Annotated in this window: 10 protein-coding genes; 4 read left to right on the top strand and 6 right to left on the bottom strand. The window is 56.0% G+C overall.

The features are described 5' to 3' along the window. Position 1: 1 nt before the first annotated feature. From CGZ75_RS13845 to CGZ75_RS13865, 5 genes are all read right to left on the bottom strand, one after another. Entirely contained in the window at positions 2-2,779 is a 2,778-nt protein-coding gene (locus CGZ75_RS13845) for a pyruvate, phosphate dikinase (RefSeq protein ID WP_089524892.1), read from the bottom strand. 3 nt (positions 2,780-2,782) lie between these two features. Continuing rightward, entirely contained in the window at positions 2,783-2,989 is a 207-nt protein-coding gene (locus CGZ75_RS13850) for a GapA-binding peptide SR1P (RefSeq protein ID WP_089524893.1), read from the bottom strand. A 78-nt stretch (positions 2,990-3,067) separates the two neighbouring features. Beyond that, positions 3,068-4,114: a type I glyceraldehyde-3-phosphate dehydrogenase gene (locus CGZ75_RS13855; protein ID WP_089524894.1), complete on the bottom strand. Its 1,047-nt coding sequence runs from the start codon at positions 4,112-4,114 to the stop codon at positions 3,068-3,070. Positions 4,115-4,213: 99 nt separating this feature from the next. Then, entirely contained in the window at positions 4,214-5,194 is a 981-nt protein-coding gene (gene glpX, locus CGZ75_RS13860; protein WP_089524895.1) for a class II fructose-bisphosphatase, read from the bottom strand. 568 nt (positions 5,195-5,762) lie between these two features. After that, positions 5,763-6,737, bottom strand: a complete 975-nt coding sequence (locus tag CGZ75_RS13865) for an aldo/keto reductase (protein WP_089524896.1) — start codon at positions 6,735-6,737, stop codon at positions 5,763-5,765. Between the two features lie 212 nt (positions 6,738-6,949). On the opposite strand from CGZ75_RS13865, the gene CGZ75_RS13870 reads away from it, so the two are divergent. The 4 genes from CGZ75_RS13870 to CGZ75_RS13885 all read left to right on the top strand — a co-directional run bounded on the left by CGZ75_RS13870 (position 6,950) and on the right by CGZ75_RS13885 (position 10,508). Beyond that, positions 6,950-8,242, top strand: coding sequence for an MGDG synthase family glycosyltransferase (locus CGZ75_RS13870; protein WP_089524897.1), 1,293 nt, complete (start codon positions 6,950-6,952; stop codon positions 8,240-8,242). After that, entirely contained in the window at positions 8,214-9,413 is a 1,200-nt protein-coding gene (locus CGZ75_RS13875; RefSeq protein ID WP_089524898.1) for an MFS transporter, read from the top strand. Before CGZ75_RS13870 ends, CGZ75_RS13875 begins: the two co-directional genes overlap by 29 nt. Positions 9,414-9,430: 17 nt before the next feature. After that, a complete protein-coding gene (locus CGZ75_RS13880; protein WP_089524899.1) occupies positions 9,431-10,030 on the top strand; it encodes a TVP38/TMEM64 family protein in 600 nt (199 codons plus the stop codon). 181 nt (positions 10,031-10,211) lie between these two features. Beyond that, a complete protein-coding gene (locus CGZ75_RS13885; protein WP_089524900.1) occupies positions 10,212-10,508 on the top strand; it encodes a transposase in 297 nt (98 codons plus the stop codon). A gap of 120 nt (positions 10,509-10,628) precedes the next feature. Here CGZ75_RS13885 and CGZ75_RS13890 read toward each other — a convergent pair whose 3' ends face one another. Further along, a complete protein-coding gene (locus CGZ75_RS13890; protein ID WP_089524901.1) occupies positions 10,629-11,696 on the bottom strand; it encodes an FUSC family protein in 1,068 nt (355 codons plus the stop codon). Between the last annotated feature and the right edge of the window lie 70 nt (positions 11,697-11,766).

The raw sequence follows: 11,766 nt of genomic DNA on the forward strand, positions 1-11,766 counted from the left end.
TTTACACCGGCACGGCTTCTTTGCGACCAGGCAGTGGATCAGCCTCAAGAACGGCTTGCGCCGCTGCAATGCGGGCCATCGGAATGCGATAAGGGGAGCAACTGACATAGTCGAGTCCGATCGCATGGCAAAAGAAAATCGATTCACGGTCGCCGCCATGCTCGCCGCAAATGCCGGTTTTAAGATCCGGTCGCACCGCGCGGCCGTTCTCCGCCGCCATCTGGATCAGTTGCCCAACACCGTCCGTGTCCAGCACCTGGAATGGGTTGCTCGGCAGTAGTTTGCGCTCCACATAACGGGCAAGGAACTTGCCCTCGGCGTCATCGCGACTGTAGCCGTAAGTCATTTGCGTTAAATCATTGGTACCAAAGGAGAAAAAGTCCGCATGCACCGCGATCTGCCCCGCCGTCAGCGCCGCTCTCGGCACCTCGATCATCGTGCCGATGCGGATCGGCCGCGCCTCGCGCTGCTCCGCCGATAGCAGGCGGCGAGCGGTCTCCTCGACCTCCGCCCGCAGCAGTCCCAGCTCCGCGGCGGCGCCAACGAGCGGGATCATAATTTCCGCACGCACATCCACGCCCCGCTCCGCGCAGGCTGCCACTGCGCGGCATACTGCCTCCGCCTGCATCCGGTAAATTTCCGGATGCATAATGCCAAGGCGGCAGCCGCGCTGGCCGAGCATCGGATTCGTTTCGCGAAGCGCCTCCGAGCGCCGCAGCAGCCTTTGCAAGTGCAGCCGCTCCGCTTTTTCCGTTGTCGCATCCAGCTTGCGTTGCAGCTCCTCCCGTCCCGGAAGGAACTCATGCAGCGGCGGGTCCAGTAGCCGGATCGTAACCGGTAAGCCGTCCATGGCCTCAAAAATGCCCTCGAAATCCTGCTGCTGCATCGGCAACAGCTCAGCCAGAGCATTCTCACGCTCAAGTTCTGTTTCAGCGGCGATCATCTGTTGCATGACTACCAGTCGTTCCGGCGCAAAAAACATATGCTCCGTGCGGCATAGCCCAATCCCCTGAGCGCCGAGTGAACGAGCGGTCCGGGCATCCTCCGGCGTATCTGCATTGGCATATACCGCCAGCCTGCGAATTTCGTCGGCCCAGCGCAGCACCTTAAGCAACTCCTCCGATGCAACCGGCTCGCGAAGCGGCATCTGGCCTAGAATGACCCGGCCCGTGCTGCCATCCAGCGTCAGCCAGTCGCCTTCACGGATGAATGTGCTTGTGCCTTTGCCAGAAGCTGCAGCTGCACCTGCACCTGCACCTGCACCTGCACCTGCACCTGCACCTGTTCCTACACTTAAACTCGCAGCCACGCCTGTGCCTATTCCCCCACGCACCGACATGCAGCGTGCATCCACATCAACTTCCAGCGCCTCGCAGCCGCAGATGGCCGGCTTGCCCATGCCACGCGCCACTACTGCGGCATGGCTCGTCATTCCGCCGCGACTCGTCAAAATGCCCTCCGCGGCGAGCACGCCGTGAATGTCATCCGGCGTCGTTTCCGGCCGGATTAGAATAACCGGCCGGCCCTCACGGCTCCAGCTCTCAGCGGTATCCGCATCGAAAACAGCCATGCCGATTGCCGCCCCTGGCGAGGCCGGCAGCCCGCTTGCGAGCGGCTGCGCCCCGGCCGACTCGTCGATGCCTCGGTGCAGCAGCTGCTCTAGATGAGGCAGCTCCACCCGCCGAACCGCTTCCTCACGGCTGATCCTGCCTTCGCGGACAAGATCAACCGCAATGCGCAGAGCAGCTTGAGCATTGCGCTTGCCGCCGCGCGTTTGCAGCAAAAACAGCTTGTTATGCTCCACCGTAAACTCGATATCCTGCATATCGCCATAGCGCATCTCCAGCTTCGAGCACCATGTCTCCAGCTCGTCATATACTTCCGGCATAATGTTTTGCAGTTCTGCGATCGGGCGCGGAGTTCGCACTCCCGCAACCACGTCCTCTCCCTGCGCATTTACGAGGAACTCTCCGTAAAGACCCGGCTCTCCAGTAGAAGGATTACGCGTAAATACAACCCCTGTGCCGCAATCGTCTCCTTTATTACCAAAAGCCATCTGCTGAATCGTCACGGCCGTTCCCTGCAAATCAGAAATTCGGTTGATCCCACGATAAATTCGAGCTCGCTGATTGTTCCACGAACGGAATACCGCTTCCACAGCGAGCCTCAGCTGCTCCAATACATCTTGCGGGAACGGACGACCGGCAGCAGCAGCAACCGAATTCTTGTACTGCTGGACCAGTTCTTGCCACGCAGCGCCACTCAATTGCTGATCCTCTGTGCAGCCGTGGTTGTGCTTGAGCTTTTCCAGCAACCGCTCGAACCGCCAGGAATCCAGTCCCAGCACAACTTCCCCGAACATCTGGATAAGGCGACGATAACAGTCGTAAGCAAAGCGCTCGTCTCCGGTCTGGGCCGCCAACGCTTCCACCGTTTCATCGTTCAGGCCAAGGTTGAGGATCGTATCCATCATGCCCGGCATGGAGGCCACCGCCCCGGAGCGCACCGAAACGAGCAAGGGATCTACGCGGTCTCCTAGCCGCTGGCCCGTCTTCTCCTCCAGTCTGCTAAGCGCCTCTTGAATACTCGCCCACAGCTCTTCGGAAAAAACTTCGCCATCACGGAAATAGTCCATACAAGCCTCCGTCGTAACGGTAAAACCGGGGGGCACAGGAACACCGGCCGCTGTCATCTCTGCCAGATTAGCCCCTTTGCCTCCTAGCAGGTTTTTCATGCCGAAATGGCCTTCCTCGAAAAAATAAACCTTCCGCTCCGCCATCCTCTATTCCTCCCCAGCCGATGCCACTACCGCTGCCATAACCGCTGCCGCTTCCGGCTGCAGCTCTCGACAGTTCAACGACTCGCAAAGACTATAAAAACGCCTGACTCTGTTCGTAGGAAGCGTATACATAATCTCATTGCAATTCCGGCACAGCACCAGACCGTATTCCAACTTGCTGCCCACCACAGCCGCTTGTTCCGCTTTCATGTGCTCATCCCCTTTTGAGAATTAATGGTATAGGCCTTCCATCCCGCTAACAGTCCAACGCGTTAAACATTCATCCTGTTAAAATAAAACCTGTTCCTGAACATCAGCCCACCGGACTTCCTTTCCGCAGCGGCTGGAAATCAGGTCAGCTAAATCGATGACGCGGCAGGCGTAGCCCCACTCGTTGTCATACCAGGCGCTGAGCTGGATGGAGCTGCCGCGGACGAGCAGACTGAGCCCGTCAACAACGGCGGACTTGTCGCAGCCGATATAATCGGCCGAAACGAGCGGCAGCTCGCTGTAGCCGACATATGCCCCTATGGGACCAGTTGTCGCTTCCTGAAATGCCGCTCGAACAGCTTCAGCGCCAACTGGCTCGCCAAGCTCAAGTTGCAGCTGCAGCAGAGATACATCCGCTACCGGGACGCGTACCGCCGTGCCTTGAATGAGCGGCGCAAGCTCCGGAAGCACCTCTTTAAGTGCTTTGGACATGCCCGTGACGGCCGGTACGATTGAGGAAGTGCAAGCCCGGGCCCTTCTCAAGTCGCGATGCGGATTGTCCATATGATTCTGATCGTTGGTAAAAGCATGGATCGAAGTCGCCCAGCCTCCCCGCACGCCAAAGGCCTGATGAAGCACCTTCAGCACCGGTGCCAGGCAGTTCGTCGTACAGGATGCAGCTGAAATTAGGCGATGCAGCTCCGGGTCAAATGCGGATTCGTTCACGCCCATGACGGCGGTCAGATCCGCCTCCCCGGGAGAGGTCAGCAGCACTCGCGCCGCTCCTGCCGTCAGATGCCCCTCCATACCGGCACGCTTTGTGAATGCTCCGGTGGCGTCAATGACGAGGTCAATGTCAAGCCGTTTCCACGGCAGTCGGGCTGGGTCTCTTTCGGAGACGAGCTCGATTCTGCGTGACCTTACGATCAAGCTGCTATCAGACGGTTCAATACCGCCTTCCCACCGTCCATGCACCGTGTCGTATTTCAGCAGATGGGCAAGCGTTTCGGCCGGGCAGGTCGTATTGATGGCAACTAGCTCAAGTCCAGATGATGAAGGCAGATCGAGCAGTCGCCGTATGCACAGCCTTCCGATTCGTCCCGTTCCGCTAATCGCAACCCGCATGATGCATTCTCCTTTAACTCTAAAATATAATACTCATAAATTATTTATGACGCCTAATAAGATATGCGTTCCCGATAGCAATATGCTTGAACGCCGGCGTCAGCCGATTGCCTGTTCTCCCCGCTCAACTGCCTTCAGCGACAAATCATGGCGCGTATGAATATACCTTACGGTGCGCGTAGCTGCCCGCATGACGACCGAATGGGTATGCGCCATACGGCCCGGCAAATACCTAACGCCTTCTAGGAAGTCACCCTTCGTGACACCTGTAGCGGCAAAAATAACATCTCCATTACCAGCCATATCCTTCGTACCGAGAACTCGGGACGGGTTGGAGATTCCCATTAGAATACAGCGCCTTAGCTGTTCGTCATTTTCCGGCAACAGCCGGCCTTGGATCTCGCCGCCCAGGCATTTGATCGCCGCAGCCGCCAGCACACCTTCCGGCGCTCCGCCCGAACCAACATAAAGGTCTACGCCTGTCTCGGGATAACAAGGGGCCATCGCTCCTGTGACATCCCCATCAGTCAGCAGCCGAATGCGGACGCCGAGCTCTCGCAGCTCGCTCATTAACGCGGCATGGCGCGGCCGATCGAGCAGGAGCACGGTCAGCTCCGACAACGGCTTGTCGAGCTCACGCGCTGCTTTGCGTACTGTGGCGGATAACGGATCAAGCAGGTTTAGCCTTCCAGCCAGCTCCGGACCAACAGCGAGCTTTTCCATATACATGTCCGGAGCATGAAGCAGTTGGCCTTTGGGTGCTAATGCCAGTACGGAAATTGCATTGTTCAACCCCCGCGCAGCCAGCTCCGTGCCTTCCAGCGGATCAACGGCTACATCCACCTCCGGGCCGATCCCGGTACCAAGCTTCTCGCCGATGTACAACATCGGAGCCTCGTCCATCTCACCTTCTCCGATGACTACTTTGCCGCGAATCGAGATCGATCCGAACATTCTCCTCATCGCTTCCGTAGCAGCATCATCCGCTTGCATCTTGCTGCCTCGTCCGACCCAAGGCGCGGACGCCAGCGCCGCAAGCTCGGTTACACGGACAACCTCAAGTGCCAATTCCCGTTCCATGCCCTCACCCCTTCCGCCTCTACTTGCTTAAGTTTCAATCTCAGAAATAATGTAACACAATTAAATATGAGTCACAATAGGCGAATAATCATCTATTTAGGATGCATAAATGAGCAGGACGTCCCAAAAGCCCCACTCTAAATCTAAAAATCATTAAGCTGCATCAGCAAAACGGGAGGAGACTGAGCATGGCTCAGTCTCCTCCCGTTTTTTTCTGTGAATGCTAATATCAAATCTCTTTTAATGCCAACTAATCTCATCGCACACCAGTTCGACCATTCATGCTCTAACGGAACTCAGAGAGCTTATTCCCCATCAAACACGGGTTCAAGCCAGCTAACGAAACTGAGAAGCGTTATTGAGGTCAGAAATGATGATATTCCCAAGAAAATGCCGAAATAGCGTCTCTCAGTTTCGTTACGCATGGAGATGCATTTGAGGTGCATTGAAGGTGCATTGGAGATGCAAAAGTCCCCCGCATTGCTTCCCACTTTCGCTACGTAAGGCCAGTCAGGAATTCCTGGTCGGCCTTAAAAATTTGTGAGAGCCCCCGATCAAAAGAGAGAGCTTACCAAGCGTAAGCGCTAGGGGCTTCGCCGCCCGGTCCAGGGAAAATTTCGTCGATGCGCTTCAGCGCGCTCTCGTCCAGCTTAATCTCCACAGCGCGCAGCGAGCGCTCGAATTGCTCCAGCGTGCGAACGCCGATGATCGGCGCGGTTACAGCAGGCTGATGCAGCAGCCATGCTAAGGAGACCAGATCCTCCGTCTCGCCAAGTTCATCGCAGAGCTTCCCGTACTGCTCCAGTTGCTCCCAGTGTTTCTCCCAGCGCTGATCGCCACTGCGACTGCCAGCATCGCCGCGACGGATATTGCCAGAGAGCGAACCTCCGTCAAGCGGACTCCACGGAATGACCCCGATACCATGCGCCTGCGCCGAAGGCAGCACCTCCAGCTCAGGCAGGCGGGTCAGCAAATTATATTTATGCTGCTCCGACACGAGGCCGAGTAGACCGCGCGCTTTGGCCTCGCCCTGGGCTACAGCCAGATCCCAGCCGGCAAAGTTGCTGGCGCCGACATAACCGATCTTGCCCTGCATTTGCAGATGGCTGAAAGAATTCCATAACTCGTCCCATCCGACGCTGCGATCCACATGATGCATCTGATACAGCTCAATATGGTCGGTCTGCAGGCGACGCAGCGAGTCCTCTAGATGACGGCGGATTTTGTAAGACGATAAGCCGGGCTGATGATTAGGCCCATCCACGTTATTATGCATATCTCCATAAACCTTGGTGGCGAGTACAGTGCGCTCCCGACGGTTTTCACCTTGAGCAAACCAGCGCCCAATGATCTCCTCGGTCAGACCGGCATTCTCCCTCCAACCGTAAATGTTGGCCGTATCAAAAAAGGTAATGCCGGCGTCGAGCGCCGCATCCATAATGGCAAAAGCTTCTTTTTCCTCCGTGCTGACTCCGAAATTCATCGTGCCAAGGCAAAGGCGGCTAACCTGCAATCCTGAGCGTCCAAGCTTTGTGTACTCCATAATCGATTCAATCTCCTTCCGCAGCTAGAGGATGAATAACGATTCAAGTATACCTCTGACTTCTGAACGTTGACAAAAAAAACTCCTTTAGAAATCGATAATCTCCCGCTAATAGAGGAAGTCTAAACTATTAGGCAACGAAGGAACTGCCGGCAAGCCAGCATAACAGCTGTACTAGCCATAGGCAGAGCCGACTTAAGGAGGTTACATCGTTGAAGCTTCTCACCCGATCCATCGAGCAAGCCTCGCCAGTCCTTCCTGCTCCCGTCTCTTCGCCGGATGGCGGCAGCCTTGAACTTGGGCGCCAGCCAAAGCTGATGATTCTGTACGCTTCCTACGGGGAAGGCCATCTTCAAGCAGCCAAGGCCATTCGTGATTCCCTCGTTCAACGCGGCATCCACCGCACGGTGCTCGTCGATCTGATGGCGGAGGCGCATCCTTTACTGAATGAGCTTACTCGCAAAATCTACCGCACCAGCTACACGATCCTGCCAGGCGTTTACGGCTGGGTATACGATCTGACCCGTCCCATGAAATCGAATACGCTTTTTGCGGCTTGGCTGCATTCCTTTGGCCGTTCCAAGCTGCGGAAGCTGCTCCAGCAGGAACAGCCAGATGTGCTGCTCCATACGTTCCCGATATTTGCTGGCCCCGCTTCCCGGGGACTTTTCCGGCCACCGTTAACCGGTGCGGTCGTTACGGACTACGATTTGCACCGACGCTGGGTACATCCCGGCATTGACCGATATTATGTCGCTACCGACGATATGCAGGCAGAGATGAGGGACGCAGGTATCGCACCAGAACGGATCTGTGTGACCGGCATCCCCGTCCGGCAAGGTTTTGAAAAATGCCATCAACATAGCGATCGCGAGCAGTTACTCCGATATGACCTTGATCCCACCCTGCCGCTCGTGCTCATCATGGGCGGCGGCTCCGGGATTATGAACGGCATCACCGCTGCCTGCTCGCTGCTGCTGCAGCAGCCAGATCTGCAAATCGCCCTCGTATGCGGCCGTAACGAAGCATTCGCCAGCGAAACCCGGCGCCATTTCCATACCCATCCGGCAGGGGATCGGCTTCATGTATTCGGCTACGTAGACGCCCTGCATGAGCTCATGCAGCTGGCCTCCTGCCTGGTGACAAAGCCCGGTGGACTGACTCTGGCGGAAGGACTAGCCGCGGGCGTGCCGCTCGTTCTGTATCGTCCCATGCCCGGCCAGGAGCGGCGGAACGCAGATTTCTTAATTCAAAAAGACGTCGCAGCTGCCGCCGGCACTCCTGCCGAGTTGGCGGACGAGATCTTGAAACTCTTCGCTGATCCAGAACGTTTAAGAGAAAGATCGCATCGACAGATGGAACTTGGCAAAGCAGACGGAGCCATCCGGATCGCCGATGATTTGCTACAGCGGTTGTTCGGGTATACGGATAGTGAATACCATTTTTCTCCTAGCTTCGATCAAGGAGGACATATGGATGAACTTTATCCCGAAGCGCTCCGGTAACTCTCAAATCCCACTGTTTGCCATCATCTTGCTGCTCGTTGAATTTGTTCGAGGAGCGGCGCTCGTCAGCTTTTTGCCGTTATACGGCACCAATACACTTGGGCTGACGCTAGACGTAGTAGGTGCCGCGATTACGGCGCATTATTTGACCGATACTGTACTTAAGATGGGCATTGGTTATTTGCTCGATCGATTCTCGATCCGTCTCGTCGTTCTTGTAGGGTTGTTAGCTTCTCTGGCCGGGATCCTGCTGCTTCCTCTAGCGCATACTCCGTGGGTATTCATCTCAGCGGCGGCGCTATACGGCGTCGGAATTTCGCCGATCTGGATCGTCTGCCTCACAGGAGTAAAAGAAGATAAACGCGCGACCCAGATGGGCACTCTGTATACGATCTGGTTGGGCGGCCTCGGTGCAGGGCCGATCGTCTGCAATATCGTGCTCGATTACAGCAACCGCGCCGCTTATCTCATGTTGCTTGTCAGCATACTAGCTGCTTTGGCGCTAGCCTTGTTCATCAGCGGCCGGAACAACACGGCCGACGTTCAGCATGTCCCGCTGCGGGAGCAGCTTCCCGTACTCAAGGAGCGAATCCATGCATTGCGCCTGCTTTTGCCAGGCATGGTACTGCAAACTGCTGTAGCCGGCATGCTCGTCACCGTATTGCCTACCTTCGTTACGGATAAACTCGCGCTGTCCGGTGCGCAGTACTCGCTGCTGTTGGCCGCAGGCGGAGTGCTGACGCTCAGCGGCCTCATGCCGTTCGGCAAGCTGTCCGACAAGCTCAGTCATCATCGCCGCTGGTTCCTTGTCACAGGCTTTTTTGCCGTAGCAGCAACGCTTTATGCGCTGGCCTCCACGGACAGCTTTGCCGTATGCATTGCGCTTGCTGCGCTGCTCGGCTTTTCCTATGCCGCCGTACTGCCAGCGTGGAATGCGCTGCTGGCAGCGTTTGTCCCACCTAGCCAAAAAGGGCTGGGATGGGGTATGCTGAGCACGGTAGAAGGTATCGGCGCGATGATCGGCCCCGTTGTCGGTGGTGTTATCGCTACCTGGCGGGGAGAGCCCTTTGTCGTCTGGCTCAGCGCCTTGCTATTCGGCATCATCGGGCTGTGTTACTGCTTCCTTCCTTTGGCGGAAGCGTCAAGCAGTCGGACTAAATTATCGAGATAGGTTGTGAGCTTGCTCTCATGAATACTCTTCATGAATGGATGAGTGAAATCAAGTCAATGGATCTGCAGCAGTTGGAGCAGATGCTTCAGAAATTTTCCAATTATGGGCCACTGCCCGGCATTCTGTTGCCTTTTTCGGAAGCGTTTCTGCCCTTCCTGCCGCTGTTTTTATTCATCGCGGCTAACGCCAACATTTATGGACTCGGATTCGGCTTTCTTTTTTCCTGGATCGGCGTTTGCGCGGGCTCCCTCTGCATGTTCGGACTGGCTCGTACTTTCGGATCGGGTCTTGGCATGTGGCTGGAGCGGCGCTTCCCACGGGCCGGCAAATTTTTGGATTGGCTGGAGCGCCGGGGCTTTACACCCGTGTTCTTGCTCAGCTGTTTCCCTTTTTCACCATCCGTACTCGTAAATCTCGCTTCCGGACTTAGCTCGCTCCCCTTCCGTACGTACCTAATGGCCTTACTGCTTGGTAAAGCAGTCATGATCTTCATCATCTCGCTGCTCAGCTTCAATATCGGTGAACTCGCCCCTTGGCGCATCGCTCTAGCCGCTGTTGTCGTTGTGCTGATGTGGCTCGGCGGTAAAAAGCTTGAGACGCGCTACTTAGCCAAATAACGCCCTTCTAATGCTTCCTCAGCAGTCTTGTCATCGGACAAGCCGCTGGCGAGGCATTTTTCAATTCTTTTCGCCGCTCCAATCGCGTTGCCGATTATTGCCTTATCTATGGGTTCATAGTACCGCCTGACCTGCGGCACACTGTTAAGGTAGTCGAAACAAGGGAATAGGAGGAGATCTCATGAGCGACAACCCAACTCACAATGAAATGGAACCCGTCTCGGGGGAGCATGTCGAGGTGGACGGCGTTTATACGAACCAGTGGGGACGCGAGGAAAAATTGCAGCGCGGCGATGTTTTTCCTGCTGATCCGATGTGGGGCTCGACGGAATGGAAGCTGACCGAGCTGGAATTCAGCAACCATCATGCCGGGCATACCGATCCCCGGAGGATTCCGCATGATAGCGCGAACGATCCTGAGAACCATCTTCAGCACCCCCGCCGCCATACTCACAAAGAGCATCGGGGAGACAAATAGGTTTTTCAGCAGCAAAAAGGTGTACCCCGCTTCAAGCGCAGGGTACACCTTTTTTCGTTTGGGATGGTGATGAAGGCCTCGCCAATTCAGCATTCACTGGACGGGGCGAATAGCCCTGAACTAGTCCTTACTCTTCATCGGGAAAATCTGCCACTTGCGGCTAGCATCCTCTGCTTCGCGATTTTGCACTTGCTCGATAAGCTTCTCAAGCCGGCGTAGATGGTATCCGTATTCGAACAACGCCGAAGCGACAAATACGAGCCTGCGATGCTCATCTGGATTTTCTTTCAAATAGTCCGTCAACTGGCGCGCCAAGCTTGTGCCTGTAATGGCATCGTCCTGGATGAACGAGCCGGGCTTGATTTTGTCGTCCAGCTTGAGCAACAGAAACTCGTGATACTTGGTCAGCTCTTCGATCTGCGAGTCTAGACGATTTGCCCACGCCTCTGCACCCGGCGAAGAGAAATAATGCTCCTCGATTACCTCGAGCAAGTCAGCACCCTTGTTCACAGCGCGGATAAGCTGCTTGGCCAGCAGCAGTTGTCTGGCACGTTCTGCACGGCGCGCGGCGCGGAAGCTGCGTTCCTCTTCCAACACCTTGAAGCGCTCCTCCAGCCTGCCAATTATGCCGTGCAGTTTGTCTTTTTCCTGTTTGTACACCTGCTCCTTCATCTCGTCCGAGATAGAGGTACGAAGCAGCAGCGACAGCTGCGTGTAGCTTTCCAGAACCAGATCATGGAACTGCTTGCGCGGACTTGGAGGGAAAATCAGTACATTAACCGCGAAAGCTGCGCCCATACCGGTCAGCACCTGCAGAAAGCGTTCAACGGCAAACATCCAGCCCGTGGAATTCGCCTCCATCACCGCTACGACGGTAACGAGGGTCAATCCAACCGTTGCTTCCATTTTCAGCTTGATGCTGATCAAAATGACTGCGATACACACAATGCCGACCGTAATCGGCGAGCTGCCGATCAATTGCACCGCGCCTAGCGCGATGGCCGCTCCCAGCAGATTCGTCTGGAATTGCTCACTTATCTGCTGCCAAGAGCGGAAGATGGACGGCTGCAGCGTAAAGATGGCCGATACCGCGGGCAGGAGCGGATTGGCAAAGCCGATCAGCCCGCTAAGATAGATGGCCAGTGCCACGGCCATGCCTGTTTTCAGTACGCGGGCGCCAATGGTCATGTTGCGGGTCCTCCTTTTTCTCGGGGAACGGTGCTTGGGTTCAAGTTCAACAAGCCGTCATACCGTTTAC

It is taken from the genome of Paenibacillus herberti, assembly GCF_002233675.1.
Lineage (GTDB): Bacteria > Bacillota > Bacilli > Paenibacillales > Paenibacillaceae > Paenibacillus_O > Paenibacillus_O herberti.

Bases quoted from the DNA above. Each gene is read 5' to 3' on its own strand.
- CGZ75_RS13845 (WP_089524892.1), bottom strand. From the start codon at position 2,779: ATGGCGGAGCGGAAGGTTTATTTTTTCGAGGAAGGCCATTTCGGCATG.
- CGZ75_RS13885 (WP_089524900.1), top strand. From the start codon at position 10,212: ATGAGCGACAACCCAACTCACAATGAAATGGAACCCGTCTCGGGGGAG.
- CGZ75_RS13890 (WP_089524901.1), bottom strand. From the start codon at position 11,696: ATGACCATTGGCGCCCGCGTACTGAAAACAGGCATGGCCGTGGCACTG.
- glpX (WP_089524895.1), bottom strand. From the start codon at position 5,194: ATGGAACGGGAATTGGCACTTGAGGTTGTCCGTGTAACCGAGCTTGCG.
- CGZ75_RS13850 (WP_089524893.1), bottom strand. From the start codon at position 2,989: ATGAAAGCGGAACAAGCGGCTGTGGTGGGCAGCAAGTTGGAATACGGT.
- CGZ75_RS13865 (WP_089524896.1), bottom strand. From the start codon at position 6,737: ATGGAGTACACAAAGCTTGGACGCTCAGGATTGCAGGTTAGCCGCCTT.
- CGZ75_RS13855 (WP_089524894.1), bottom strand. From the start codon at position 4,114: ATGCGGGTTGCGATTAGCGGAACGGGACGAATCGGAAGGCTGTGCATA.
- CGZ75_RS13875 (WP_089524898.1), top strand. From the start codon at position 8,214: ATGAACTTTATCCCGAAGCGCTCCGGTAACTCTCAAATCCCACTGTTT.
- CGZ75_RS13880 (WP_089524899.1), top strand. From the start codon at position 9,431: ATGAATACTCTTCATGAATGGATGAGTGAAATCAAGTCAATGGATCTG.